The following is a 25,674-nucleotide window of genomic DNA, read 5'->3' on the forward strand; positions in this document are numbered from 1 at the left end:
CTCACCGCTATCTTTCCGGGCAGGACCGAACATGTTCAGCGAGTTTTTCCAATTCACGTTCTCGGGGATCACCCTGGGCGCCATCTATGCCTTGGTGGCACTGGGTTTCACCCTGATCTACAACGCCAGCCATGTAATCAATTTCGCCCAGGGCGAGTTTCTAATGATCGGAGGCATGGGCACGGTGGTGCTGGTGGGAGCCGGCCTGCCTTTGCCGGCGGCCATGGTCGGCGCCCTGGTACTGGCGACCGTGGCCGGTATTCTACTGCATCGTCTGGCCATCGCACCGGCACGGGACGCCGACGTGGTGACGCTCATCATCATCACCATCGGCGCGTCCATCTTTCTGCGGGGCCTGGCCCAGTTTTTCTGGGGCAAGGAGTATCATGCGCTGCCCCGCTTCAGTGCCACCGAATCGCTTTCCATCGGCGGCGCCACCCTGTTGACGCAAAGCCTGTGGATCCTGGGTATCGCCGTGGTTCTGGTGGTGGCGCTGGCCCTGTTCTTCGGCCGCAGCCGGCTCGGCAAGGCGATTCTCGCCACTTCCATGAACAAGGACGCCGCCCGGCTCGCCGGCATCAAGACCCAGGTTATCCTCGGCGTTGCCTTTGGTATTTCCGCGTTGCTCGGCGCCGCCGCCGGCCTGATCGTTACACCGATCACCTTCACCGCCTATGACGTCGGCATCATGCTGGGCCTGAAAGGCTTCGTCGCCGCCGCCATCGGCGGCCTGGGCAGCAGCACCGGAGCCGTGGTCGGTGGTTTGTTATTGGGTTTGAGCGAAGCCTACACCGCCGGCTATATCTCCTCCGATTACAAGGACGCGGTGCCGTTCGTGATCATCCTCGCCATTTTGTTTTTCCTGCCCAACGGTTTGTTCGGCAGCCGGGCCGCGGAGCGGGTGTGATGAAGGAAGCGCGCGCGATGAAGAAGAATATTCTGATCTCCCCTTATGGGGGCTTGCTGCTGTTGGCGCTGATGCTGGCACTGATGCCATTGGCGGTGAGTAACGATTTTCACTATGACCTGCTGACCAAGATCTGCCTCACCGCCACCGTGGCGGTGGGATTGAATCTGCTGGTGGGCTACGCCGGCCAGGTCAGCCTCGGCCACGCCGCCTTCTATGGTGCCGGCGCCTACGCCAGCGCCATTCTCACCAGCCAATACAATCTGAGCCCTATGGTGGCCCTGCTCAGCGCCGCCGCCGGCGTTGGCGTAATGGCCTGGCTGGTGGGGCGGCCGATTCTGCACCTGAAAGGTCACTATCTTTCCATGGCCACCCTGGGCCTGGGCGTGATCGCCGCCATCGTACTCAACAACGAAGAGCAACTTACCGGTGGCCCGGACGGCGTCGGTCTGCCGCCGCTGTCCCTGTTCGGTCACGAGCTGAGCGTATTCGGCGAGTATCAGTTCGCCGGCCTGACATTCACCGGCGTGGAACTGTGGTATCTGCTTGCCGCCGCGGTCCTGGTGATCGCGGTCCTGCTGGCGCTGAACATCATCGACTCCCCGTTGGGCCGGGCCTTGCGTGCCCTGCACGGTTCCGAGATCGCCGCCCAGGTGGCAGGCGTGGACACCGCCAAATACAAGCTGCGTGTGTTTGTCATATCCGCTGTCTACGCCAGCGTCGCCGGCAGCCTTTACGGCCACTACAGCGGCTTCATCACCCCCACCGTGGCGTCCTTCGAACATTCCATCGAACTGATTACCATCGTCGTACTTGGCGGAATGGCATCCACTTTCGGTGTCATCATCGGCGCCGCGATCCTGGTGCTCATTCCCCAGTTCCTTACCGATTTTCAGGAGCTGGAGATGGTGGTGTTCGGTGCTATTCTGATGGCGGTGATGATCTTTCTGCCGCGGGGCCTGCTGCCCAGCGTGCTCCAGCGACTGCAGCGAGGTGCCCAATGAGCGCTCTGCTTTCCGTCACCCATCTGAGCAAGGAGTTCGGCGGCGTGCATGCCATCGAGGATCTGTCTTTCGAGGTACAACGTGGCCATGTGCACTCGATCATCGGCCCCAACGGCGCCGGTAAAACCACATTGTTTAATCTGGTGACCGGTCTGTACCAGCCCAGCGACGGCGCGATCACCCTCGGGGGCCGCGACATCACTGGCCGGGCACCCCACAAGCTCTGCGAAATGGGCATGGCCCGGACGTTTCAGAATCTGCAGATCTGCATGAACATGAGCGCGCTGGAAAACGTCATGCTGGGCCGTCACCGCCATCTCGGCAGCGGCGCGCTCGCCGCCATGCTCAAACTGCCGGGCTTGAGAAAGGCGGATCGAGCCTGCCGCGAACAATGCCGGGAGTTGATGCACTTCGTCGGCTGCGGCGATTATCAGGATCACGCCGCCTCCGCCATGCCCTACGGCGCACTCAAACGACTGGAGATCGCCCGGGCCCTGGCGGCGGAGCCCGATATTCTGCTGCTGGACGAACCCGCCGCCGGCCTCAACGCCACCGAAACCGACGCCTTGAAATCGGTGATTCAGAAGATCGCCGGTAAAGGCATCACCGTGGTGCTGGTGGAGCACGACATGAAACTGGTGATGAACGTATCCGATCATCTTTTGGTGATCAGCTACGGCCGCAAACTGGCGGAAGGCACTCCGGAGCAGATTCGCGAGCACCCCGAAGTCATCGCCGCCTATCTCGGCGGCGGCGCTCGCGAACGTCAGGCACGGGAGGTCCCGGCATGACCAGCGCCGCCCCCTTCACTCCCCGTTCCGAGCCGACACCGTTACTGTCACTCAACAACATCACCAGCGCCTATGGCCGCATCGAGGTGCTTCACGAGCTGGGGCTGACCATAGCCCCCGGGGAAACCGTGGCCTTGGTGGGCGCCAACGGCGCCGGCAAGAGCACCCTGCTGCGGGTGATCTCCGGCCTGCAACCCGCCAGTGGGGAGATCCGCTTCAACGGCGGCGATTTGTCGCGCGGTGACGCCGCCGATCGCGTTCGCCGCGGCATCGTTCAAGTACCGGAGGGACGCCAGGTGTTCTCCGGACTGTCGGTGGAAGACAACTTGATGCTCGGTGCCTATACCCGGAACGACAAAGCCGCTATCGCCGAGGATCTGGAAAAGCAATATCAACGCTTTCCCATCCTCAAGGACAAGCGGCGCCAAACCGCCGGCACGCTGTCCGGAGGCCAACAGCAAATGTTGGCCATGGGTCGCGCCCTGATGGGACGGCCACGGCTGCTATTGCTGGACGAACCGAGCATGGGACTGGCGCCGCTGATCATCGAGCAGATCTTCGACATCGTGCGCGAATTGAAAGCAGAGGGCATTACCCAGTTCGTGGTCGAACAGAACGCCGCCGAAGCACTGGCGGTGGCCGATCGCGGTTATGTACTGGAAACCGGGCGCATCGTCGCCAGCGGAGAAGGCACCTCGCTGCTGGATAACGACAGCGTCAAGGCCGCCTATTTAGGCGGGTAAGTGATTTGAGTGAATGGCTTTTCGAGCAGGCGCCGTGCTGGCAGGCGCGGCGCTTTTTTTAGGTTCATCGCGGTTTCGCGGGCCACTGCGCTTCAATCACGGGCACGGGCCTGGCTACCAACCGCTGTATTCGCCAGCAAGCTGGTCTCCCACGGATCATGCCACGAAGCCGCTGTGGGAAGCTTGCTGGCAAGCGAATCGCCAACAGTCCAGGGCCTTCGCGGCCAAACGGAGCGCCGCCCGGGCCGCTTCCCACAGCGGCTTCGTGGCATGACAGGCCGTCGCGGAGCAACGCTACAAATTGCTCCCGGCATTTTTTATGGCTCATCGCGAAATAGCGGAGGTGCGTTATGCCTTTGCTGGCCTTGGAGACCTGAACTCGGAGGTCACCACAGCGCCACTGTGGGGGCTTGTCCGGGCGGCGGGCCGCTGCAAGCAAATGTTAAGGCCCGCAAGCCCATTCGCCAGCAAGCTGGCTCCCACAGCGACTTCGAAGTCCGTCCATGCCAGCGATTGGAAAAGCACAGGCGTTAGCCCCTCACCTCGAAGCGGAGCCGCGTTACGCCTTTGCGGGAACCTGCTTCACTAGTTTCCGCAAAGGCGTAACACGGCCCCGCTGTCCCTGATGGAGGATAATTCCAAATCCCTCCAAACCGCGATGAACCTTTTCTTTGCTCGCCCTTGATCACCAGCTCAACACGATTTTGCCAACCATGTTCGCGGCGGGGATCATGCCGAGGTAACGGCTGTCATAACTGTTGTCGCGATTATCGCCCATAACAAAGAAGTGCCCATCCGGAACAACGTGATCGAATCGACGTCCCGGCCCGTCCGTCATCGAATACTGCACCGAATAGCTCTGGCCGCCGAGTGTTTCGGCGGCGAATCCCCCTACGTCCCGAAATACCGTGAGTACCGGCCCACCATTTATGACCAACTGTTTGTTCGCGTACTGAACATGGTCCCCCGGCAAACCGACCACCCGCATGACGAACAGCTGCCCGGCCATTTCCGGCGGACGGAACACGAACAACTCTCCCCGGCGTGGCGGTGTGCGTTCAGCCACTTCGGTTTCGTGCAGAGTCAGACCAAAAGCGCCATGGACGCCGTACCCCCAGCGCTGCATCACCGCGTAACCGCCCGGTTGCAGCGTCGGCGCCATGGAGGAGGACGGAATCCGGAACAGGTCAAACAGGAACGCTCTCGCGGTGAAGATAACCACAACGAAGGCCAGTGGCAGGCTGAGCGCGCCCCACCAGGTGTTGAACCAGCGTCGCCGGCCATCGAAACGAACGCGCCCGGCAAGCACAAAGGCGTGCACCGCGGCGGCGATGGACACCAGCAGCCCGATACCGGATGGAACCCCCTGGCCGGCCAAGGCCAGATCCGCCCCACCGGCCGCCAGCATTGCCAGCAAATACACCAGCACCCACCACCAGCGTGACAGATAAACAAAGGCCAGCGGCGGCACCAACACGCCCATCACGGCGGCAAACCAGCGGTTCGGCATGTGTACTCCTTAATCAAAAAAAGAGAACGCGCGATTACAGGGATGGCAAGCGCCAGTGCAACACCGACGACCCGGTGAGAGCATAAAGGCCACCGCCATCCGGGGCGAAGGACAATGCCGTCACGGAGACCGAAGTGGGCACGTTCAACGTGATCGGTGTACGCCCCGTACGCGCCTCCCACAACTGCACGTGATTACCCGCCGCCATTGCCAGCCACCACCCTTCCGCCGACGCCGCCACCGCCGATACCCGGCTCTGGCCATCAAGCACCGCGGAATACAGGTACTCGGCTCTGGCGGTGTCGAAGACATGCAGTCCCACTAACGGGGCTTCGCTTTCTCCTTGCCCCCGATGCAATCGGAAACCTCCGGTAACCCACTGCCCCGACGGTGACCCGACCGCCGGCCAGGGCGGGATGACGTCCCCGGATACGCTGCCCTCCGGCGTTCCTTCGTCGAAAACACGGCCAGAACGTTGTGGCGCCCGGATCACGCGCGCCACCCGCCCCGACGCCGGATCCAGCTCCGCCATGCCATACTGATCCTGCACCCATACAGCGTCTCCCTGCCAGAGCACAGGCCGCGGGGGTTGACTGAAAAACGCCGCGCGGGGCACCTCCGCCACGGCATAGTGTCCCTTTCCACCCTTCTGTTCCCGGTAACGATAAATCCGGTCCACACGATCAGAGCAGAGTCGGGGGTGCCCGTGGGAATCCAGTTGCCAGGACATCCGCGCATCGGGGTCGGCGGCGGGCAACGACAGTGACACCGGCCGCGCCCCCTGCTGATCGGATCGAAAACGAAACCAGTGTTTATCGCCACGGAACCACAAGGCCCCGGTGGCCGGGTCCAGGAACAGCGAGTCCACCCCCTGCCATCCCTGCCATAACACTTCCAGACGTTGCTCCCTGGGCATCAAATGCCAAAGCTCGGCGATCCAGCCTTGTTCACCATCGAGCAACGCCGCCCGCTCCACACCAATAGCCAGGCTACCGTTGGCCAGAGCCTGCAGAGTTTTCGGTGTAAAGGGATCCGCGCTGGCGAGAGTATGGATCTCCGGCGTGATCGTCAGATCCGATTGAGTGGCATACCGTAAACCAGGCTCTACTGGCCCCGGCGGTGGCGCCACGGGCCCATGCCAACGGGATGGGGTGTCGCTTAAACGGCGGGCCGCGCCAGGCAGTTCCACATCCAGTGCGCGCATGACCTCACCGAACAGGTCCGCGGGAACCAGCGATTGGGAAAAAAGGGTCGGTACCCCATCCGCCGCCCACAGCCTCGGGTAGTCCGGATTGGGAAACCGCTGATCACGGAAAACATCGATCACCGTCGCCGTGGTGCCAAACACCGCCCCGGCATCAAACACGGTGACCGTCAATGTCACTTGCTGTTTGCCCTGCCGCCCCTGAGTCCACTCACGGACAGATTCGGCCCGTGCATATTCCGCCTGGGCCACCGGCAAGCGGGACAGCCTCTCTCGGGACACCTCGGTCCGCGCCCGGGCCTGATGGCGACGCCAGGTCCGTTCCTCGGCCGTTAGTGCGCCATCGGCTACCGCCGCATCCAGATCTCGCCCCTCCGGTGTCGACGACAGCAGTGCCCGCCATTCTCCGTTTCTGGATAACAGCACCTCGAGCCAGGGCTCCTCAAGACTGTACAGCGGCGGCGTGCCTTGCTCGAACACCACCCCGTGATCCGCCAGCGCCTCCGCCACTACCGGCCAGACTCGACCATAGGGCGCCTGAACCAGAATATAGGCACGCTCCGAACCGATCAGGCGCCCCGGGTCCAGGGTCACCACGGGGATGCGCAAGGCATCCGGTGTGCGGCTACGCACACCGTCGTCCAGCACCCGCCAGGAGACGGCGGTCTCATCAGGAAAGGCCGGCATGGTCTCCTCCCCATGGCTCAAGGACGCCACCAGAACCGCCAGCCCCATCCCTGCCTGTTTTGTCCGCCGACCCAACATGGCGCGCTCCAATCAGTTCAAGCGGACAGGCAGTGGCACCTTGCCCGGACGCCGCCATGTCCCGGCCAGACCACCCTGGTCGGTCCATTTCAAGGTAAAGGTTTCGGTGCTATCCCCATCATCACGGCGCGTCAGCACCCGTTCTCCCTCCTTACTCGCTTCCCGATGCAAACGTATCGGCACCTTGTACTTATCGTAGGCATACCAGGCCGGGCCGGACCAGGCGCCCAGAACCAGCGTCACGGGGAAACGATCGTCGATTTCCCCAAAGAACACCCCCTCCGGGCCGCGCTCCGGCAACGGACAATCGGTTCGTTTCTCCAGCAACAGGCAGCGGCCATATTCGTTCAGCCAGGGCGCCAGCGTCTCATAGTCAAACCGGCTTTCCTTATCGCCGAGGTCATCCAGCGCCTGCGCCACATGGGGAAAACCGCACCCTCGCATCATCACCAGGGCATCGGCACGCAGCTGCCACTCGCGCTCATCGTACAATCCCTTGCGGATGTTCTCGCCGCACTCCCGATACAGATCCGCCTGGGTCTCCGCTTCCTCCTGATCCAGACCACTCGAAGGAGCCGCTTTCAGGAAGGCATCGATATCATCAAGCTGCAGCTCATCCACCCGGTACCGCAGTTTTTGCACGCCATCATCAGTAAACAAAGTAGTCAGAAACAGGGGTTGTCCGGTCCGCGTTTCAAACCGGTAACTCTGGGAAAAAGCCGACGGGTAGGCACCGGTGTATTCACCGTTGAAAACGATGGAGAGAAATCCCTCGCTGTTGGTCACTACCTGATAATCCAGATAGGTCACCCCGGTCCAACTGCCTTCCTTTGGCCAAACGGCATCGAACGGCGTCTCGCCGGGGCCGCCGGGGAAGCGCTCCAGCAAGCTCACCTGCAACCAGGTGTTGATCCGTCGCGCGGCTTTCGTCTTATCTTGCACCAGAGGAAAATGAAACTCGGCATAATCGCCCAAAGTCGCGTGCTTGGCGGACATTCCCTCGATCGTGACTTGAGACCAGGCGGTTGACGCCATGCCCAGAAAAACGGCCGATGTGACATACAACAGGCCCCTGTTCACTGTTCCAAATCCGCGTAGGTGAACGGAGGATCGCCCACCGCTCCCTCAGCCCACCGTTCCCGCAATTGGGAGCAACGAAGCCGCGGAGGGAACGGCTCACGAGTCTCGATGGGCGTGTTGGCGTGCCAGCGTGTTGCGTGCAAGCGGGCTATGTCAAAATTTCGGGACAGCCCTGTATCCAATTTCATGACCACATCCTGTGCTTGCGTTAATGGAGATCCAGCCCCAACCTTAGCATGTCCTTATGCTGGATCCCCATTTCCATCACCGGCTCATCATAATGATCAAGGAAGAAATCCCGGACCACGCCCTCCACACGAAACCCCTGGCGCTGATAGAACGCCAGCTGATAGCCAAAGGTACCGGTACCCAGCTCGATACGGCGCACGCCCTCGGACCGGCACTGGTCAATCACTTGGCGCAGCAGGGCCGAGCCTACACCCTGGCCTTGCACATCAGGGGATACGGCGATATTGAATAGCTCCAGGACGCCGTCGCCGATGGTGTTGAGTACGCAGACGCCGACTATGTCGTTGCTCTTTTTCACTGAGAAGCACCGAGCACCCGTCAAATACTTACGCACATTCCGTTCGGAAGGATCGGCTTCCAGCAACAAAGCCCAAGGCAATGATTCGGCATCAACCTCAGAAACCGAGAACCCCAACATTTCTTCCACCCTTACGTCCTATAAACCCACAGAAACGCCCCAGGCGACACATGATGGCAACCTACCCCATCCCGCCTCCTCTTACGTTGAATACCCTTTCAATTCAGAGTCATGGCGAATGGTCTGTTTATAAGTGAGCTGACGTCGCAGTGCCAATAGGGCCAGCCCCAAAAACAACACAGGTCCGGTAGAACCGCCCCCACCACCACTACCCTGTCCGACATCCGAACGCTTCGGAGCGGAACCAATACGAGCCTTCAAAACAGGGCCACTGTTACCATCAGCCTGCTCATACCAAGCGGCCACCGCCAGGTCGGCGTTCAACGCCACTCTGGTGTTGGCAGATGCATCGAACAAACCCGGGGCGCCCTTGGACACAATGACTGCCGGGGTATCTATTACCCCTTCCTCGTCGAAAGCCGTGACTTTTCGGTAACGAGGCTCTCCATTCTCCAAAACGGTCCAGCCGATGAGAAATGTTCCGTTTCGGTCCCCGGCCATATCCGGTTTACCTGACAAGACATCGAGTGAATCCTCTCCAATAGTGGCCGATGCACCCGCACTACCATCGGCGTTTATATATTGAATTCGCTGACTAAATACCTTTTGCGTGTTAACTGTGGCACTTTGAAACCAAGCGCTGGCATATCCACCATCCGAGCCAGCCGCCAAGACCGGGAAAGTTTGATATAACCTTTCGCCCTCGCCTATCCCAGCATCCAGCGCCCAGGGCTCTCTAGGCGGTTCCGAACCAAAATAGCTGTAACGCATCACCATCAGAACCGTGTCACCATCTTTAATTACCGGCCAGATAATCTGGCCACTACCCTCTTGTATGGCTACTGCTACAGGTATGTCCAGATTAGTGTCCGAGCCAAGGAGAAAATGCCCCCCTCCCCCGCCCTCGGGAACGGACAATTGATAGACATAACCGTGCCCAATATCGTAGGACATAGCTACCAGGGACCACCCATCTTGATTTACCGATAAATCCGGATTACAGCTATACCCGTATCCAGGCGAGGCCAGCCATGGACTTGATACGCTATCGTCAATCCCCACTCGACCTAACATCACGTTTGTTCGGCAATCCGAGGAGTCCATTTTCGAGCCACCACCCCAAACCACCACCAGGCCACCACTACCACTGGCATCGACCATGGGTTCTGACAAGCCGAAATCCGGGTAAGCGCTATTTTCAGATACTGTCAGAATGTCTCCCACGATGTGACCGTTCTGGTCGAAGCGTGCCAGCCTGACCCGATCCAAGTCGGTTTCAATATTATGTTCCACCCAAGTCGCCGCAAACCGGTCATCCGGTAGCGACGTGATATCGAACCCCTGAAACCGCACCTGAGCTCCAGCCTGGTAGAGATCCACCACCTCATCGGCATCGAAGATAGAGGCCGCTCCGAGGGCGCCAGATATAAGGGTACCGATCACTACCGCTAGTGCTTGCTTATAAAAAGCGTTCTTTTTCATGGCATATCCCTGCTCGTATTATTTCAAAAATATAGCCACCCCAAGGCAGCCCCCAATGGCGCAATTTAGCATAACTAACCGGCAAGGGGTGCGGGCCTGTCTCCCTGACATTGAGCTGCGCCCTGCTGTTTCGCGGATAAGTCACTGCCACACATAGCCATATTCCGTCCACAAAACGGCCACCAGACTGTCATCAACAGCTTCTAGGATGCGCATCGACTTGCCTTCCATTTATTCGAATCGGAGTTGAATCGTGGCTATTTACAGAACTCTTCCGGCCCTGGCCTTGGCTGGCTTCACACTATTTCTGGCCGGCTGCGGGGGCGACAGTGACAATGACAATCCGGCTCCGGAGGCGAAACCGCTGCGGTTGCAGGTGCTCCACACCAACGACCACCACTCCTATTTCGAGGGACAAAGCCAGGACCTGAGCCTGGACTACGATCCGGCCCTGGTCGGCGCTGAAACCGTGCGTGTCGACCTTGGCGGATTCCCGCGTATCGCAACGGCCATCGACGAATATCGCGACGACCACACTCTGGTCCTCAATAGCGGCGAATTGAACGGCACCCTCTACTTCAGCCTTTTCAAGGGAGAGGTGGATTTCAAGGTGTTCAACGCTATCGGTCTGGACGCCTATGAGCTGGGCAACCACGAATTCGACGAGGGTGAAGCGCATCTCGCCGAACTGCTGAAAACGGTCAATTTCCCGGTGATCGCCGGCAACGTTCACCCGACCACGGACAGCCCGCTGTTTGGTTCTGATATCGCCCCCTATGTGGTCAAGGAAATCGACGGAGAGAAAGTAGCCATCATCGGCGTTCTCAAGGTGGAGAAGACTCAGGAATCTTCCCTGGTCACCGACGCCGTGGAATTTGATGACGAGATCACCTCGGTACGTGAACACATCTACACCCTGAAGAATGAAGGCATCAACAAGTTCATCGTCCTCAGCCACCTGGGCTACGACTTCGACCAGGAGCTGGCCGCCAACGTCCGCGACATCGATCTGATCGTTGGCGGTGATACCCACGATCTTCTCGACACCACCGGCGAGTTCGAGACCCTGGGGCTGGACGTGGATGGTGACTACCCGACAGTGGTGAACAACCCGGACGGGCAGCCGGTTTATATCGTTCAGGCCTGGGAGTACGCCAAGGGGCTGGGCAAACTGGAAGTCAATTTCGACGCCGAGGGCGTCATCACCGACATTGACGGCAATGTTGAACTCCTGGTTGGCGATAACTATCAGGTGCAGGACGCCAGTGGCGCCTGGGTGGCGGCCAGCAGCGAACAAGCGGCGCGGATCAACGGTGTGATTGACGGCCTCGCCACGGTGCGGATCGCCAAGGAGTCCGAGGCCATTCTCGATATTCTCACGCCATACAAAGCGGAAATGGAGAGCTTCAAGCAGGAAACGCTGGGGGACGTGGTGCAGTACATGCCGTTCGAACGTATTCCCACACCGTTCCAGGCTGGGGAAACCCCCACGGGCAGCTACGCCGCCCAGGTCGTGGCCGACGCCTTCCTCACCTATCTACCAAAAGCCGATGTGGCGATCCAGAACGCCGGCGGCGTGCGTGCGCCGCTCGAGGATGGGGCCTTCACCGTGGCGGACGCCTACAACATCCTGCCGTTCTCCAACACCGTGGTGACCATTGATATGACCGGCACGGAGATCGTCAAAGTGCTCAACGAAGCGCTCGATTATGCCCAGGGTATCTCGGCGTCCACTGGCGCCTTCCCCTATTCCGCCAACCTGCGTTACGACGTGGTGCTCGGCGCGCCGGCGGGAACGGGTATTCAAAACGTCGAGGTACGGGATGAAAACGGGAATTGGAGCGCCATTGGCGGCAACGCCACCTACTCCGTGGCCACCAACTCTTTCACCGGCCTCGGCAAGGATGGCTACGATACGTTCGGTGAAGTGCGCGAGGCCCGCCCAGAGGCCTTCGAGAATTCCGATGTCGCCTATGTGGTGCCACTGCTGGAGTACTTCCGGGAGGAGCTGCCGGACAATACGCTGCCAGCCCTGGACCCGAACCTCTACTGCCTAAAATCCGTGACCCAGCAATAGGCGTCACCCCCGGAGCCGGGTGCCAATCCCCGGCTCCGCTATTAGGACAGGTACCCATAGGCTTCCGCCTGAGCGGAGAGCCAGAACAACAGACCCAATCCGGCAGCCAGCCCCAGCGACACGAACACCAGGAAGCCCACTCGCTCCCCCGGCGTCATGTGCTTCACGCCTTCCAGCGTACCGGGACGGACCAGTACGTAGAACAGCCCCATCGCCGCCACGAAAGGACCAATCAGGGTCTTCCACCAGGAATAGGACACCAACGGCGCGCCCGCGGCAAGCGCCTGCAGCGTATCGCGAACGTAATAGACACTCCATCCAAGCCCGAACGCCAAAAACACCAGGCCGACGAGCAAAGCCCCTTTTTTCGGATCCGGGGGTGCCTTGGCCTGAACCGGTGCTTCCGGCACGTGACGGGCCGGGTCCCGGGCGATTTCCATGGCCCGTTCATGGGCTTTCTGGCGGCCGCGATGGCGTATCAGAGAAACAATCCCGGAGAGCAACATCAGGCCGCCCATGGCCAACATACCGTACACCACGCCCTGATCACCGAAACGCTGGTACAACCAGCCGGTGCGTTCCTCCGCCGTGGCCGGTTCGCCCCAATGCGCCAGGGCAAACGCCATGCAGACCACACCAAAGACGGACAAAATCAGGGATCGGGCTACCGCCAACATGCGCAAACACCGAGAAGATAAGGAAAGGGGGCTCAACCTACCCAGCCACGGTATCCGGGTCAATGGCCCCAGGCTCCAGGAACGATCGGATCAATAAACAACTGGCACCAAGGTTCCACCTTCCCGATCGACACATTTTCCTAATCAACAAAGAGCTCCTACCGCGGACAGCCTGTTCTTCCCTTCAATATTGTCCGGTAACCACTCAGCACAAGTTAACGCTTTCATGTTGCGGGACTATCAGACAGGGATAAGCACAGGTTCCTATCAACACTGCGCGGGAGAGATCATGTCACGGCTGTTCAGCGATACCGAACTGGAAGACATTGCCCGGCCTCCGGAAGCGCATGCCATCGAGGCATTACGACGCGGCGATCTTGCCGAAGCCCGTCTACATCTTGAAGAAATGGCACGCGGTCACGCCGGGCTGGATGCGCTGTCCTGTCATGCCCTCGCTCGCAAGGCGGGGAAGTTACGGCAGGATTTCGGCGAGCAACGGGCCCTCGAAGCGCTACATAAAATTGGTACGCAGTTGATGGCAAGCTGGATCGAGCAGTGGCGCCGGGGCGACGCCCAAGGCGCCATTCATGATTTGATCGCTGTATTCCGCTACCAGATCGGCGCCGAATTGATTCCGGTAAAGGAAGAGCACGATGCAGTGACACTGGAACTGGCGCCCTGCGGCAGTGGCGGCCGCCTGGATCGCCAGGGACTGCCAGAGCGTCACCCGCAGGCTTACGGTGACTGGAGCGACGGCGTCAACAGCCTTTGTCAGGCGTGCAAGGCTAACCAGGCCGCCCTCAACGAGGCTCTGGGGGAACCGGTGTGGACAACCCAAAAAGGCGCTGAAGGCCACTGCACCTTGCGTTTCTCCAAAGGCTCTCAGAGTGGCAAAACCCTGTTCCCCGGAGAACAAGCGGTGACTGTGACACAGACCCGCACGCGTCGGGCCGAACACAAACTGGATCAGGGCGACACGGATATAGAAGCGCTGCTCGACGGACAACGTAAGGAGTGGATGCCCTGGCATGATTTCGGCGTGGTCTGGCTGGCGCACTTCTACGCCGTCGCCTTGGAACTGGGCGGCGCCGACTATCTCGATGAAATGCTGGCACAAACTTATGAACCCGCCTTTGTTGCCGGTTTTCCCCACTACGCTTCTCTCGACGACGAGGCCCTGGCCCGGGAAATCGCTCGCACCTGGAATTATCATTGCGCCGACTTCCGACTCAGCGAGGAGGATGACCGTTTCGTCTTTACTCTGGATCCTTGCGGCAGCGGTGGACGCCTGTTCCGGGGCACGGTATGGCGGGATATGTTCCGGTATGGCCGTCCTCTCTCTCCCATCATGTCCAAGCCGCACCGAATCAATTTTCTGCGTGAGGATGCCCCGACTTACTGCACACACTGCGCGGCTTCCAATCGGGCTCAGCTAAGCCGCCTTTCCGACCCCAAGGTCCCTATTTTCTTCGTCATTGATGGCCATGCCCAGCAACGTCCCGGCATGCCCTGCCGAACTTATGTTTACAAACGTGACGCCCCCAGAACCAATGTGGACCCCGCCCTGCTGAGGCAAATCAGCCTGGCTCCGCCCTCTCCGAAAACGACGAGGAGTTCGTCATGAGTCACACCAGGGAGCATTCCGGCGCGGCATTGGTGACCGGCGCCAGCGGCGGCATCGGCCGGGCCATCGCCTTGCATCTGGCCCGACAGGGCTGGGATCTGGGTTTATTGGACCAGACAGCACCACCGCCGGCACTACTCGACGAACTTGGCCAATATGGCACCCGCGTTCACACCGTTAGCGCCGATTTATACGACCAATCCGCCATCCCTGACGCCGCGGAAAGTTGCCAGGAACAGCTCGGCCCAATCCTCTGCCTGATCAACAATGCCGGTCTGACCGCACAGATCGCACCGTTGGAAAAGATAACCACCGATGCATGGCAACGGGAACTGATGGTAAATCTGTCCGCGCCGTTAACACTGATTCAGGCGGTGACGCCCGCCATGCGCCGATACCAATGGGGACGAATCGTCAATATTTCCTCCATGGCGGCACGAGGGGGTCTGTATCAGCAAACCGGCTACGCCGCCACTAAAACCGGTCTGCTGGGATTAACCCGCAACGTCGCGCTGGAGTGCGCCCGCGACGGCATCACCTGCAACGCGGTTCTGCCTGGCCTTGTGGATACCCCCGCGGTGCGTGGCATGCCTTCGCTGATCCAAAACGATGCTCTTTCTCTGGTTCCCGCCCGCCGGCTTGGCAAGCCCGAGGAAATTGCCGCGCTGGTGGGGTTTCTGTGCAGCGACCAGGCCGGCTTTATCAACGGCGCCGAAATCGATATCGATGGCGGTGCCCGCCTCTGCCCGGTGGTACTGGGCAGTCAAAAGGCCATCGCCGAACGCCACGCTCTGGCATCCGGAGGCCTAAGCCCGCCCGACGCGTAAGCGGATCCGATCCTTACCAGCACAATGATACTGCCCGTTAGAAGCGCACATCACTCAACAGTAACAAGCCCTATAAGAACAAGGAGACGACGATCATGTTGACCTGCAAGCACACCCTTCTCGTGATGTTATCCGGCATACTGCTTGGCCTTGGCGCCATGCCCTCCAATGCCGAAGCCCGCGAACTCCGGTACGCTATCGGCCAACCCCCGAAAGCTCTGCCGGTAATCGCCGGCGAAGCCTTCGCCAAAGCGGTGGGTGATTACACCGAGGGAGAACTGACCGTCAAGGTTTATGCCCTTTCACTGCTGAGCATGGCGGAAACCTCCGCCGGCCTTCGCGACGGCATCGCTGACGTCGGCTTTGTTCTGACCCCTTATTTCCCGGCCGAATACCCGCACAACAACATGCTCACCGAAGCGTCCATGCTGTTGCAGCTCATGGGAGAGGATGTAAAAGGGCGTGAGGGTATGGCCTTCATTCCCGCACTCTCCGAATACATTTTCCAGCATTGCGACGCGTGCCTGGATGAATTCAAAGCGCAAAATCAAGTATTTACCGGTCTGGTCGGCGGCTCCTCTTATGGCCTGGTCTGCAATACGCCGATTACCAACCAGGCGGACATGGCGGGTAAGCGCTTCCGGGTGGGAGCCGCCAACTGGTCCCGCTGGGTCAAGGAAATGGGAGGCACGCCCATCACCATGTCGGCCAATGAAATGCTGGAAGCACTCAGTCAGGGCGTGGTGGATTGCATCGTGCTCTCCACACCTGAAATCGACAACTTCGGCCTTGCCGAAGCGGTCACGGACATCTCCATGGGGGCCCCCGGCGGCATCTTCAGTACCGCCGGACAGAACGTCAACCGCCAGGTCTGGCAAAAGCTGAGCGACGACCAGCGGGGAGCCCTGTTGCGCGCCGCCGCCGTTCCGGCCGCCATGGTGCCCTACAGCTACCATGAAAGAGAAAAGGAAATACTCGGCCGCCTTCAGAAGAAGGGCATAAAAGTCCACGATCTTGACCCCGACCTTCTGGCTAAATCCGAAGCGTTCATCACCCGGGATATGGACACTATTGCTCAGTACTACGAGGAAAAGCACGGCGTGGAAAACGGCGCCCAAATGCTCAAGGATTTCCGCGTCATTCTGGAAAAATGGGTTGGCCTGACACAGGGCGTGGATTCCCTGGAAGAGTATCAGGAGCTTTACTGGAACGAAGTGTTTTCGAAGGTGGATCCGTCCACCTATGGCTTGCAATAAAAAATCCACATAGCCGGTTCCGGTTCAGATCTTAGGCGGAGGAAAACAACCATGGAAAAAAAGCAATCAATCAGTACCGGTGACACCGCCCTTTTGGCGCGCCTGGACGCCTTCATGCGTGATGAGGTCTATCCCGCGGAGCACCTTTATAAAGAACAAAGCCAGGGAGAAAGTCGCTATCGAACACCCCGGATCGTTCAAGACCTGAAGCTTAAAGCGAAAGCCGCCGGGCTGTGGAATCTGTTCCTGCCCGGAGAACACGGCGCCGGCTTGAGCAATCTGGATTACGCGCCTCTGGCCGAATGCATGGGCCGGGTACTATGGGCCTCGGAGGTGTTCAACTGCTCGGCACCGGACACCGGCAACATGGAAGTGCTGTCCATGTATGGTTCTGAAGAGCAACAACGGCAATGGCTGACACCGCTCCTCAATGGTGAGATCCGTTCCAGCTTCTCGATGACCGAGCCGGAAGTGGCGTCTTCCGATGCCACCAACATTCGTTGTGAGATCCGCCGGGATGGCGACCACTATGTTATCAATGGGCGAAAATGGTTCACCTCCGGCGCCATGAACGAGGATTGCAAGATACTAATCGTGATGGGCAAGACCGATCCCGACGCGGAAGTGCACAAGCAGCAGTCCATGATTCTGGTTCCCAAGGACACGCCTGGCATTCGAATCGTTCGGGATCTCACCGTCTTCGGTTATGACGATGCCCCGGTGGGGCATCCGGAGATCATCTATGACAATGTCAGGGTTCCCGCCAGCAACCTGATTCTGGGCGAGGGCCGGGGCTTCGAGGTCGCCCAGGGTCGCCTGGGGCCGGGCCGTATCCACCACTGTATGCGCCTGATCGGCTGCGCCCAGCGTGCACTGGAAATGATGTGTCAAAGAGCCAGCTCACGTTTTGCATTCGGGCAACTTCTGGCTGATCACGGTTCGGTAAGGGAAGACATTGGCCGCTCCTTCACCGAGATCGAGCAGGCACGTCTGCTAACGCTGCGGGCGGCGGAAAAAATGGATCAGGAAGGCAACAAAGAAGCCCGGGATCTGATCGCCGCCGCCAAGATCGCGGTTCCCAACATGGCGTGCACCGTCATCGACCGCGCCATCCAGATTCACGGAGGCATGGGTGTCACCCAGGATACTTTCCTTGCCGAGGCCTACGTCTATGCACGCTTCATGCGTATGGGGGACGGACCGGACCAGGTGCACTTGAATCAGTTGGGTCGTACGTTACTCAAACGCTATTCCGCCCGGAACCCGGCCCGCGAGAGATCATGACCAGTATGAAAAGCACCCCTCCCCTGGATCTGCCCCGGCTGGGAGACTGGCTGGAGCGACACGTGGCCGGTTTTCATGGTCTGCGCCAGGCCAAGCCACTGACCGGAGGAAACTCGAATCCGATCTGGAAGCTTGAAGCGGACAGCGGCATTTATGTTCTGCGCACCCAACCCGCCGGGGAACTGTTGCAATCCGCTCATGCGCTGGATCGCGAATACCGCGTTATTTCAGCGCTACAGAACGGCGCCATTCCCATCGCACCGGTCCACGCATTGTGCAATGATCCGGACGTTATCGGCGTCCAGTTCTATTTAATGGATTTTCTCGAAGGGGACGTGTTTCGCAACCCCGCCCTGCCCGGCAAATCAAACGCCGAGCGAACCGCCATTTTCAATGCCGCCATTGACATGCTGGCCCGAATCCATAGCGTGGACGTGGACCGTGTCGGACTGTCCGATTTTGGCCGTCAAGGTAACTACTTCGAACGGCAGCTGCATCGCTGGTCGAAGCAGGTGGCAACGGCCCTTCCGGATGGCGATGCAACGCTTGACGCTCTGATCGGGAAGCTGCGACAGCAGCTTCCCGAGGACGACCCGCCCGCTGTTCTTTTACACGGTGATTCACGATTGGATAATTTGATGTTTTCCAGCGAAAGCCAGATCCTCGCGGTGTTGGACTGGGAGCTGTCGACACTAGGCGATCCCTTGGCGGACCTGGGTCAGTTTCTTGCGGTCCTGGATCTGCCGCCGGATTATTTATTGCCAGGATTGAGAGGACTGGATCGTGCCGCCCTCGGTATCCCTTCCGAAACATCGATGGCCACCCGCTATTTCGAGGCCACCCGCCGTCCCCATGTCGATTTGAAATTCTATAAGGCTTTCGCGCTGTTCCGCCAAGCGGCCATGTCCGCGGGGCTGCGACGGCGGGCCTTGCTTGGCACCGCGGTCTCCGATCAGGCGCTCGCTTTCGGTAATAGTCTGGATACATTTGCCGGGCTCGGCCTTGAAATCCTCAACGGTGGCCAAGCCGGAAATCATGCCCTTTAACGGTAGGTCACCCAGTCACGGCCCAATACTTCGAGATGCGCGACATCGTTGAAGCCGCTGAAGAACAGCTTTTCCCTTTTGCTCACCAGACGGGTTACCGACGCATTGTAGATTGGATTGTGAAGACGCAGAACATGCTCGTCCGGCAGATCCAGCAACGCCTGGGTGATCGCGGCGATCACCCCTCCGGAGGTGACCACCATCGCACTCTGTCCGGTGTACAGCCTCTCCGCCACCCTTACCGTTGCCTCCAGCGCACGGACACGGAAGTCCTCCCAGCGCCTGCCCTGGACACGCTCATGACCGGCCAACCAGGCTTCGAAAGCCTGTTCGAACAGGCGTTGAAATTCCCGCCGCGGGCGTTCTTGTTTCGACACATACTGCGCCAGGGCGGCATGATCCTGGAACTCAGGAAAGACCGGCGCGAACATGTCCTCGTGACGATACTCGTCGAAGTGGTCATCTTGCTCCAAAGGTGTCGTCCATTGTGCCGCCGCGGCGGCACATCGCGCCGTCTCGCTTTGACGTTTCAAGCTGCCGGACACAATAATATCGGGCAGAATCCCCCGGCGCAGAAACGCCAGTCCGGTTTCGCCGGCCTGGGCCATCCCAAGCTCCGACAACTGATCGTAATCCCCGCCCAGCAAGCTGGCCTGTCCATGGCGAACCAGGAAAATACGTCCCATTGGATATCCGCCTCCTGTTGTAATGATTCCATCGGTTCAATGGCGCTGTTCTTTGTCGCGCACGGACGAAAAGAATTTCCGCATGCCATGGACCCAGCGGTCGGTGTCCCGGGCCCGGCGCATGGCCTGTTCACGGACCGCTTCATGGGTAAGGATCAGGAACCGATTCTCCAGCAAGCCCTCGATCGCGATTTCCGCGACCTGGTCCGGACCGAGCAGCCCCTCTCCCATGGCATGCTGGCGGGCCTCGCTTTCCGAACGAAACAACGGCGTATCGACACCGCCGGGACACAGGCAACTGACACCGATTCCCTGATCTCCATAGGTGATTGAAAGCCATTCGGCGAAAGCCACCGCAGCGTGTTTGGTTACCGTATAGGGCGCATCGAACTGAGACAGCAGTCCCGCCGCCGACGCCACATTGAGGAAATGCCCCGATCCCCGTTCCAGCATGCCCGGCAGTAGTCGTTTCGCGCATGCCACATGCGCCATCACGTTCACACGCCAGATCCGCTCCCACTCCGGCTCGGACACCCCCGTGCCGCCACGTACAGTAATACCGGCATTGGAACAAAACAGGTCCACGGGCCCATCCTGTTCCGCCATCTCTATCAGCCAATCCATCGCCGCCGGAGACGCGACATCGACCTGGCAAGCCCGTCCGTTGATTTCATCCGCCACCGCCATGGCGGCGACTTCATCACGATCGGCGACGACGACGCTGGCGGCGCCATGCCGTACGAAGGCATGGGCCAATGCACGGCCGATGCCGCTGCCGGCCCCGGTGACGACGATATTGGCGTCTTTGATTTTCATCGGACTCCCCATCTCCGTTACGGAAAGAACGCCGCGACAGCGTCTTACATCAGAGCCACGGACAAACCGCCGTCCACTACCAGACTGGCGCCAGTGACGAACGCCGAGGCCGGTGACGTCAGGTAAAGCGCCGCGTAGCCAATCTCCTCCGGCCGCCCCAAACGCGGCAGACACATGGTCCGACACATTTTTTGCCGGTCTTCATTGCTGTACTTGTCCGCCAGCTGGGTCTCAAACAAACCGGGCAGTATCGTATTCACGCGAATCCCATGTTCGCCATACTCCAGAGCAAAGGAACGGCTCATGCCGATCAGGGCGGTTTTCAGCGTCGAGTAAAGGGCCAGCCCTTTGTCCGGATGCAACGCCGCCACCGAGGCCACGTTGATGATGCTACCGCCGGCCTTTTTCTTCATCAGCCGCGTGGCGGCGACGGACATATACCAATACCCCTGAAGATCCACTTCCACGGTCTTTCGGAACAGCCCCGGATCGGTATCATCAATCGAGCGCAAAGGACTCAATACCGCGTTATTGACGAGAATATCCAAGCCACCATGAACATTATCGAGATGGGCCTCCATGGCATCGATGTCTTCCAGTTTGCCGATGTGACAGGGGCGCGCTTCCACGCTCATGCCCTCGCCCTTGAGCGCCGCCACCACTGATTCGCACTCATCGGGCTTGCGACTACTGATCAACACATGGGCGCCGGCTCCCGCCAACACCCTGGCCGTGGCCAGACCCAGGCCCTTGGTGGACCCGGTAATCAGCGCCACTTTGCCGTCAAGACGAAACATGTCCGTGGGATCAATCACCGTCTTCCTCCTCCAAGATACCAGCCGTCGGTGGCCAGTCCCCGAAACAGGCTAACACCGGCACCACCCCACGGACTTGTGTCGAGAAGCTGACTCCCGCAATCGCTCCAAGGCCTCACACACGGCAGGCGGGCTCGCTGGCGAGTAACGTGCCGCACCTTGCCGGCGAACCGCTTGGCGGCCACCGGTAAACGTTGTAACTTGCGCACCATACGAAACAGGATTCTTCATCATGCCGAAAACGGATCTCCCGCCACCAACCGCATCGTCAGCCAACGCGACGGACCCACAAAGTGCCTCCATGTTGGTTGTGCGTGACGTCGTCAGGGGGCTGTACGAGGGGCGTTACATTCCCGGGCAACGGCTGGTGGAGCCGGATCTGGTCAGATACTATGGCGTCGGGAGGAGCACGGTCCGTGAAGCGCTGAAGCAGTTAACCGCGGACGGCATCGTCGTCACCTACGCTTTTCGTGGAGCGCAGATCCGTAAGCTGACCCGCGCCGAAGCCGCCAATCTGTTCGCGATTACCGAGGTGATGCTCGGCCTGGTGGCACGGCAGGCCGCCGACCACATGGACAGCAAGGAAAAACGGGAACGACTCCAGGCTCATTTTTCCGCCATCGCCAACCATTCCGAAAGCGACGGCCATTTCGCCTTTCTACAGCACCGGAACCGCTACTTCCGTGTATTGATCGACATTGGCCGTAACGAGGAAATTCTGCGCCTGTTACCCCGGTTGCAAGTGCATCTGATTCGGAATCACGCGATTCTTCCGCCCACGGAGCGGATCAAGGGATACCGCCGTATCACCCAGGCTGTTCTACGTGGCGACGGACAAGGCGCGGAACACGTCACGCGTCAGTATATCGCCAGCATTGCCTCATCCACCTTGCCGTACTTCCCGGAATAAAAGCCACATCAACGGATGCGGCCATTACCGCCCGCTCAAGCCGGCAAGGCGGAAACGATTTTCAGGCCCCTTGAACCCAGACGAATTGAACGAGGCTGCAAACCAAACGTCTTGCGGATCGAATGACTGAAGTGACTGGAATCCGGATAGCCCAGATCGAAAGCAAGGTCGGTGAGACTACCCTCGCAGTTGGCATGATTGAGAAAATTACGCGCCCGCTTCCACATTCGATGATTGCGAAATGAGGTACCGGTTTCCTTTTTGAACAGGTGCAGGAAACGGGAGGCGGACAAGCCGATCGAACGGGCGTAATCGGCGGCGGAGATGTCTTTTCTCCACAATGCCGATCCGAACGCTTCCAGCGCCACCTCGATGCGAGGATCCAGCGCCTTGTAACCCACCCCCGTGCCCATCACCAGGGCATCGAAGGTCCGTGCATTCAATGAGGTGTCCGCCAACTCCGAGAGCAGCCGCCGGGGCACCCGCCGGACTCGATCGACCACCCCAGCATCACCGCCGGGCTGATTGAAACGCGCCATCATCTCCGCCAGGGCACTGGCGGACACATGTTCGGTCTCGATCAGAACATTGATGATCTTGCCACAAGGCGACGCCACCCGGTGCGGTATATAAGGCGGCAATAGAGCCAGCGTTCTTTGTTCCCAGGGTTGGTCCGCGACTTTCAGTTGAAAGCCACCAATCGGAGCCACATACAAACTGGCCGCTCCCATCCTGCGCGGGCGCATACGCCGCCCCACCAACCCGGAATACAGCAGCCGCTCGCCGGTAACCAGCATTACCTTTTGATCATCATGATTGTTCTTCACATAAGTCTCCCGCCGCCGGGGAAATACGGAAATACCCCACCCGGCGTACCAAGATGACTTCCTGGCGTTCTCTCCGATATGAAAAGTTAGAAGTGACGACTCATATTGTCAACCTTTTCGTCTGACGATTCATTCACTGAATCAGCCCTGGACGATGATGGAATTGCCGCCGGGCGTGCGCATCTTTTCCAGCAACGCCACGGAGGCGCCCGCCCTGGCCACTTCATGGGCGGCGGCCAGCCCGGCAAAGCCGGAACCGACCACGATGACGTCCACTTCCTCATTCCACTTCCTGAGCAGCTCATCGGCTTGAGCACGGACGCTCACCCCGGCGGCGCCAATCGCCAGGCCACCCAGAACCGATGTGGCGCCAGCCTTGAGTATCTGTCGGCGCGTCACAGCATGCCGATCTTTCGTCTGCTTATTACTCATGACAACCTCCTGTCAGTTGTCGGCCCGACGCAACCGTTGTCTCCGCGTGGCGAGAGGCCGGCCCAAATGATCACAAAGTAGTCAGAGTCGCGGAGGCGGGTTGAATCTCCTTGATGCAGGTCAAGAAAGGAAGCGGCCTGGAGATTACGGCCGCCTCCTTGTAGAGGCTCGGCATTCGTGGCCAAGGCCGCTGCCACAGCGGCGAGCCCGTTGTACGTGTAGCAGGACACCAAAGCCTGTTGGCGTGTCAGTCCAGCAGGCACTGACACGCTCAGGATCGGTGCCTTAGTCTTCCGTCACGCATTCGAAAGATGTCGCGAACATCGGATCGCCGCCACTGACGTAACGCGGCCACGCCGGGTAGTCACACAACGGCCGGGTGCGGCCCGGTGCGCCGATCAGGTCCATGGTCACCTGATCTTCCGGCGCCACATCCCGCTCCACCCAGTTTTCCAGGGCGGTCAGGGAATCCCAGGTGGCGTGGAAATGCGAGCTGGCGCCGTGGCCGAATCCCGGGATTTCGTAATAGCGCACAAAGGAATCCACCTTTTCCTGCCCCATCTGCTCCAACAACCGCTGGTAGTAAATTTCCGTGGCCCGGGAGCTGACCAGCACATCCGCCAGCCCATGCGCCAGCAGTAATTTGCCACCGCGATCCGCGAACTCGGAGATATCCGTGCCGGAATTGAGCATACCACTCAGTTCGCTGATCCGTTCCGCGTATTGCTGCTCAGGGTTGATCGGGTCCAGCTCAAAGGAATTGAAATCCGCGTCACCGGCCACCGAATACTTCACCCACTGATCCACCAACACACTCAGGTACGGCGCGTTGCGGGGCATGTCCGGCTGCACCGGCTGCGCGGTGCCCAATGCGAGAAAGACCACCGTGGGCTGCACCGGCGTATCGATGGTGGTGATGCCAAGATCCGCGCCCCAGACGTTACTGCCAGGATAGCCGGTCTCGCCACTGGCCAGGGTAAAGTTGAACTCAACGCCGGCATCCATCGCCTGCAAAGCGTCGATCTGAGCATCGGACAGGCAATGGTCACCGTCGTCGGCGCCACCCGGACAACGCAGATCGCTGCCGTCCACCATGGCGGTTGCCGGATCGAAGGTCTCGTTGCATTGGCGCTGAGCGCTGATCAACCCGTCCTCAACCCCATCCAGCCCATCACAGGCTTCCAGAGCAGCATCGAGTAACTTCTGGCGCTCGCCGGAATCCGGATAAGCACCGGGTTCCGCCAGGGCACGGCTGATGTATTGTCCGGCAAGCAGCGCGGCCACGTTGTTCCAGGCCGGATACCAGGCGATGGCGCCATCCCAATCGTCGGGCCAACGTTGAATATTGGTCAGCGCCTCGCGGCCGCCGGTGGAACCGCCGGCAAAGTAACGCTGCGCCGGTTTGCGGGCATACCGCTTCTCGATCACGAAGGTAGCGGCATCGCGGGTCTTCTTCAGCGCCTCGCCGGAGAAGTTACGCACCGCTTCGTCATTCAGACCCCAGCGACCATCCTGGGAGCCATACTCATTGGCCTGGTGCCCGGAATCGCTGGCGAAGGTGGCGTAGCCCCGGCCCAGCGGCGTCGGCTGATCCGGCGCGCCCTGGGATATATCACCGGTGATCGCCGGAATGGAGCCATTGAAACCGCCACCGCCAAACATCAGCACTTTCGAATTCCACTCGGTGGGCAACGCCACCTTGAATTGAATGTCCGGCGCCCGCGGATCCACCGGCGCAATGCGCCCGGATACCAGGCAATGCTCAGGCACTGCCGCCGCGCCGGAGCCGCTGGCCTCGACCACCTCCGCCGCGGTCACTTCACCGCCGGACGTGGCTAGTCCCATGGCGTCGGCCGGAATCGCCAGGCCGACCAGCTGATCACAGGACATCGGCCGTTGCACGTGTGAATCACTACCGCCACCCCCGCAGCTCACAAGAGCGACGGAGGAAATCCCGAATAGCGCCATACTCAGCCTTGTCAGGCCGTTTCTTGTTTTCATGCTGCTCTCCCGGTTTTGTCGTTATTGGATGGGTGCTGCTTTTGTTGCTTATACCGCCCCGGATGGCTTATCCGATGATGCTGCCGGACAGCAAGCCGCGAACAGGGTGTCTGGGGATCATAGGCCTTTTTCGTCGAGTGTTCACTCGGGAGTGGAGGCATCAAGAGGCGGTAGCGTTACCGCAGCCTCGTATGGAGGTGATGGAGAAGCCTTTGAAGGATAGGTTTGCGGGGGCGGCTTCCT

General features: G+C 59.9%; 23 protein-coding genes. 11 read left to right on the forward strand and 12 right to left on the reverse strand.

Annotated elements, in window-relative coordinates:
* The first annotated feature begins 31 nt into the window (after nucleotides 1–31).
* The 4 genes from A6D6_RS03165 to A6D6_RS03180 are packed head-to-tail and all read left to right on the forward strand — an operon-like array spanning nucleotide 32 to nucleotide 3,445.
* Nucleotides 32–907 (forward strand): branched-chain amino acid ABC transporter permease, encoded by an 876-nt coding sequence (locus tag A6D6_RS03165; protein WP_159659900.1) that lies wholly within the window; start codon nucleotides 32–34, stop codon nucleotides 905–907.
* On the forward strand, nucleotides 907–1,911 hold the full coding sequence (locus A6D6_RS03170) for a branched-chain amino acid ABC transporter permease (RefSeq protein WP_133491828.1): 1,005 nt from the start codon (nucleotides 907–909) through the stop codon (nucleotides 1,909–1,911). Before A6D6_RS03165 ends, A6D6_RS03170 begins: the two co-directional genes overlap by 1 nt.
* A complete protein-coding gene (locus A6D6_RS03175; RefSeq protein ID WP_159659901.1) occupies nucleotides 1,908–2,702 on the forward strand; it encodes an ABC transporter ATP-binding protein in 795 nt (264 codons plus the stop codon). The genes A6D6_RS03170 and A6D6_RS03175 overlap by 4 nt, the downstream gene beginning before the upstream one ends.
* The gene (locus A6D6_RS03180; RefSeq protein WP_159659902.1) at nucleotides 2,699–3,445 is read left to right on the forward strand and encodes an ABC transporter ATP-binding protein; all 747 of its coding nucleotides are present in this window, start codon (nucleotides 2,699–2,701) and stop codon (nucleotides 3,443–3,445) included. Before A6D6_RS03175 ends, A6D6_RS03180 begins: the two co-directional genes overlap by 4 nt.
* 685 nt (nucleotides 3,446–4,130) lie before the next feature.
* Here A6D6_RS03180 and lepB read toward each other — a convergent pair.
* From lepB to A6D6_RS03205, 5 genes are all read right to left on the reverse strand, one after another.
* On the reverse strand, nucleotides 4,131–4,955 hold the full coding sequence (lepB, locus tag A6D6_RS03185) for a signal peptidase I (protein ID WP_159659903.1): 825 nt from the start codon (nucleotides 4,953–4,955) through the stop codon (nucleotides 4,131–4,133).
* A gap of 34 nt (nucleotides 4,956–4,989) precedes the next feature.
* Nucleotides 4,990–6,924, reverse strand: a complete 1,935-nt coding sequence (locus A6D6_RS03190) for a WD40 repeat domain-containing protein (protein WP_159659904.1) — start codon at nucleotides 6,922–6,924, stop codon at nucleotides 4,990–4,992.
* Nucleotides 6,925–6,936: 12 nt separating this feature from the next.
* Nucleotides 6,937–7,920, reverse strand: a complete 984-nt coding sequence (locus A6D6_RS03195) for a hypothetical protein (protein ID WP_159659905.1) — start codon at nucleotides 7,918–7,920, stop codon at nucleotides 6,937–6,939.
* A 292-nt stretch (nucleotides 7,921–8,212) separates the two neighbouring features.
* Nucleotides 8,213–8,671, reverse strand: coding sequence for a GNAT family N-acetyltransferase (locus tag A6D6_RS03200; protein ID WP_201303699.1), 459 nt, complete (start codon nucleotides 8,669–8,671; stop codon nucleotides 8,213–8,215).
* Between the two features lie 81 nt (nucleotides 8,672–8,752).
* Nucleotides 8,753–10,153, reverse strand: coding sequence for a hypothetical protein (locus tag A6D6_RS03205; RefSeq protein WP_159659907.1), 1,401 nt, complete (start codon nucleotides 10,151–10,153; stop codon nucleotides 8,753–8,755).
* A gap of 253 nt (nucleotides 10,154–10,406) precedes the next feature.
* Between A6D6_RS03205 and A6D6_RS03210 the strand changes: the two genes are divergently transcribed.
* Entirely contained in the window at nucleotides 10,407–12,230 is a 1,824-nt protein-coding gene (locus A6D6_RS03210) for a 5'-nucleotidase C-terminal domain-containing protein (protein WP_159659908.1), read from the forward strand.
* A gap of 41 nt (nucleotides 12,231–12,271) precedes the next feature.
* Here A6D6_RS03210 and A6D6_RS03215 read toward each other — a convergent pair whose 3' ends face one another.
* Nucleotides 12,272–12,907 (reverse strand): hypothetical protein, encoded by a 636-nt coding sequence (locus A6D6_RS03215; protein ID WP_159659909.1) that lies wholly within the window; start codon nucleotides 12,905–12,907, stop codon nucleotides 12,272–12,274.
* A 289-nt stretch (nucleotides 12,908–13,196) separates the two neighbouring features.
* Here A6D6_RS03215 and A6D6_RS03220 point away from each other — a divergent pair, with 289 nt between their 5' ends.
* From A6D6_RS03220 to A6D6_RS03240, 5 genes are all read left to right on the forward strand, one after another.
* A complete protein-coding gene (locus tag A6D6_RS03220) occupies nucleotides 13,197–14,531 on the forward strand; it encodes a hypothetical protein (RefSeq protein WP_159659910.1) in 1,335 nt (444 codons plus the stop codon).
* Nucleotides 14,528–15,358, forward strand: coding sequence for an SDR family NAD(P)-dependent oxidoreductase (locus tag A6D6_RS03225; protein WP_159659911.1), 831 nt, complete (start codon nucleotides 14,528–14,530; stop codon nucleotides 15,356–15,358). The genes A6D6_RS03220 and A6D6_RS03225 overlap by 4 nt, the downstream gene beginning before the upstream one ends.
* A gap of 95 nt (nucleotides 15,359–15,453) precedes the next feature.
* On the forward strand, nucleotides 15,454–16,614 hold the full coding sequence (locus tag A6D6_RS03230) for a C4-dicarboxylate TRAP transporter substrate-binding protein (RefSeq protein WP_159659912.1): 1,161 nt from the start codon (nucleotides 15,454–15,456) through the stop codon (nucleotides 16,612–16,614).
* Between the two features lie 51 nt (nucleotides 16,615–16,665).
* The gene (locus A6D6_RS03235; protein ID WP_159659913.1) at nucleotides 16,666–17,898 is read left to right on the forward strand and encodes an acyl-CoA dehydrogenase family protein; all 1,233 of its coding nucleotides are present in this window, start codon (nucleotides 16,666–16,668) and stop codon (nucleotides 17,896–17,898) included.
* The gene (locus tag A6D6_RS03240) at nucleotides 17,895–18,944 is read left to right on the forward strand and encodes a phosphotransferase family protein (RefSeq protein ID WP_201303692.1); all 1,050 of its coding nucleotides are present in this window, start codon (nucleotides 17,895–17,897) and stop codon (nucleotides 18,942–18,944) included. Before A6D6_RS03235 ends, A6D6_RS03240 begins: the two co-directional genes overlap by 4 nt.
* On the opposite strand, the gene A6D6_RS03245 is transcribed toward A6D6_RS03240, so the two are convergent.
* Genes A6D6_RS03245 through A6D6_RS03255 form a run of 3 tightly spaced genes read right to left on the reverse strand, consistent with a single transcriptional unit; the run spans nucleotide 18,941 to nucleotide 21,261 of the window.
* Nucleotides 18,941–19,630: a histidine phosphatase family protein gene (locus tag A6D6_RS03245; RefSeq protein ID WP_159659914.1), complete on the reverse strand. Its 690-nt coding sequence runs from the start codon at nucleotides 19,628–19,630 to the stop codon at nucleotides 18,941–18,943. The genes A6D6_RS03240 and A6D6_RS03245 overlap by 4 nt on opposite strands.
* 36 nt (nucleotides 19,631–19,666) lie before the next feature.
* On the reverse strand, nucleotides 19,667–20,446 hold the full coding sequence (locus A6D6_RS03250) for an SDR family oxidoreductase (RefSeq protein WP_159659915.1): 780 nt from the start codon (nucleotides 20,444–20,446) through the stop codon (nucleotides 19,667–19,669).
* A 44-nt stretch (nucleotides 20,447–20,490) separates the two neighbouring features.
* Entirely contained in the window at nucleotides 20,491–21,261 is a 771-nt protein-coding gene (locus tag A6D6_RS03255; RefSeq protein ID WP_159659916.1) for a glucose 1-dehydrogenase, read from the reverse strand.
* A gap of 301 nt (nucleotides 21,262–21,562) precedes the next feature.
* Between A6D6_RS03255 and A6D6_RS03260 the strand changes: the two genes are divergently transcribed.
* Nucleotides 21,563–22,171, forward strand: coding sequence for a GntR family transcriptional regulator (locus A6D6_RS03260; protein ID WP_159659917.1), 609 nt, complete (start codon nucleotides 21,563–21,565; stop codon nucleotides 22,169–22,171).
* 35 nt (nucleotides 22,172–22,206) lie between these two features.
* Here the strand turns inward: A6D6_RS03260 and A6D6_RS03265 are convergent, their stop codons facing one another.
* The 3 genes from A6D6_RS03265 to A6D6_RS03275 all read right to left on the reverse strand — a co-directional run bounded on the left by A6D6_RS03265 (nucleotide 22,207) and on the right by A6D6_RS03275 (nucleotide 25,320).
* Complete coding sequence (locus A6D6_RS03265) at nucleotides 22,207–22,998, reverse strand: helix-turn-helix transcriptional regulator (RefSeq protein WP_159659918.1); 792 nt, start codon at nucleotides 22,996–22,998, stop codon at nucleotides 22,207–22,209.
* 141 nt (nucleotides 22,999–23,139) lie between these two features.
* On the reverse strand, nucleotides 23,140–23,430 hold the full coding sequence (locus A6D6_RS22085; protein WP_159659919.1) for an FAD-dependent oxidoreductase: 291 nt from the start codon (nucleotides 23,428–23,430) through the stop codon (nucleotides 23,140–23,142).
* Between the two features lie 285 nt (nucleotides 23,431–23,715).
* Nucleotides 23,716–25,320 carry a tannase/feruloyl esterase family alpha/beta hydrolase gene (locus tag A6D6_RS03275; protein ID WP_159659920.1) on the reverse strand — a complete coding sequence of 535 codons (1,605 nt, stop codon included), beginning with the start codon at nucleotides 25,318–25,320 and terminating at the stop codon, nucleotides 23,716–23,718.
* Nucleotides 25,321–25,674: the final 354 nt, after the last annotated feature.

The sequence above is a fragment of the Alcanivorax xiamenensis genome, from assembly GCF_009846745.1.
Taxonomy (GTDB): Bacteria; Pseudomonadota; Gammaproteobacteria; order Pseudomonadales; family Alcanivoracaceae; genus Alloalcanivorax; species Alloalcanivorax xiamenensis.

Bases quoted from the DNA above. Each gene is read 5' to 3' on its own strand.
- A6D6_RS03165 (WP_159659900.1), top strand. From the start codon at position 32: ATGTTCAGCGAGTTTTTCCAATTCACGTTCTCGGGGATCACCCTGGGC.
- A6D6_RS03170 (WP_133491828.1), top strand. From the start codon at position 907: ATGAAGGAAGCGCGCGCGATGAAGAAGAATATTCTGATCTCCCCTTAT.
- A6D6_RS03175 (WP_159659901.1), top strand. From the start codon at position 1,908: ATGAGCGCTCTGCTTTCCGTCACCCATCTGAGCAAGGAGTTCGGCGGC.
- A6D6_RS03180 (WP_159659902.1), top strand. From the start codon at position 2,699: ATGACCAGCGCCGCCCCCTTCACTCCCCGTTCCGAGCCGACACCGTTA.
- lepB (WP_159659903.1), bottom strand. From the start codon at position 4,955: ATGCCGAACCGCTGGTTTGCCGCCGTGATGGGCGTGTTGGTGCCGCCG.
- A6D6_RS03190 (WP_159659904.1), bottom strand. From the start codon at position 6,924: ATGTTGGGTCGGCGGACAAAACAGGCAGGGATGGGGCTGGCGGTTCTG.
- A6D6_RS03195 (WP_159659905.1), bottom strand. From the start codon at position 7,920: ATGTCCGCCAAGCACGCGACTTTGGGCGATTATGCCGAGTTTCATTTT.
- A6D6_RS03200 (WP_201303699.1), bottom strand. From the start codon at position 8,671: ATGTTGGGGTTCTCGGTTTCTGAGGTTGATGCCGAATCATTGCCTTGG.
- A6D6_RS03205 (WP_159659907.1), bottom strand. From the start codon at position 10,153: ATGAAAAAGAACGCTTTTTATAAGCAAGCACTAGCGGTAGTGATCGGT.
- A6D6_RS03215 (WP_159659909.1), bottom strand. From the start codon at position 12,907: ATGTTGGCGGTAGCCCGATCCCTGATTTTGTCCGTCTTTGGTGTGGTC.
- A6D6_RS03220 (WP_159659910.1), top strand. From the start codon at position 13,197: ATGTCACGGCTGTTCAGCGATACCGAACTGGAAGACATTGCCCGGCCT.
- A6D6_RS03225 (WP_159659911.1), top strand. From the start codon at position 14,528: ATGAGTCACACCAGGGAGCATTCCGGCGCGGCATTGGTGACCGGCGCC.
- A6D6_RS03230 (WP_159659912.1), top strand. From the start codon at position 15,454: ATGTTGACCTGCAAGCACACCCTTCTCGTGATGTTATCCGGCATACTG.
- A6D6_RS03235 (WP_159659913.1), top strand. From the start codon at position 16,666: ATGGAAAAAAAGCAATCAATCAGTACCGGTGACACCGCCCTTTTGGCG.
- A6D6_RS03240 (WP_201303692.1), top strand. From the start codon at position 17,895: ATGACCAGTATGAAAAGCACCCCTCCCCTGGATCTGCCCCGGCTGGGA.
- A6D6_RS03245 (WP_159659914.1), bottom strand. From the start codon at position 19,630: ATGGGACGTATTTTCCTGGTTCGCCATGGACAGGCCAGCTTGCTGGGC.
- A6D6_RS03250 (WP_159659915.1), bottom strand. From the start codon at position 20,446: ATGAAAATCAAAGACGCCAATATCGTCGTCACCGGGGCCGGCAGCGGC.
- A6D6_RS03260 (WP_159659917.1), top strand. From the start codon at position 21,563: ATGTTGGTTGTGCGTGACGTCGTCAGGGGGCTGTACGAGGGGCGTTAC.
- A6D6_RS22085 (WP_159659919.1), bottom strand. From the start codon at position 23,430: ATGAGTAATAAGCAGACGAAAGATCGGCATGCTGTGACGCGCCGACAG.
- A6D6_RS03275 (WP_159659920.1), bottom strand. From the start codon at position 25,320: ATGTCCTGTGATCAGCTGGTCGGCCTGGCGATTCCGGCCGACGCCATG.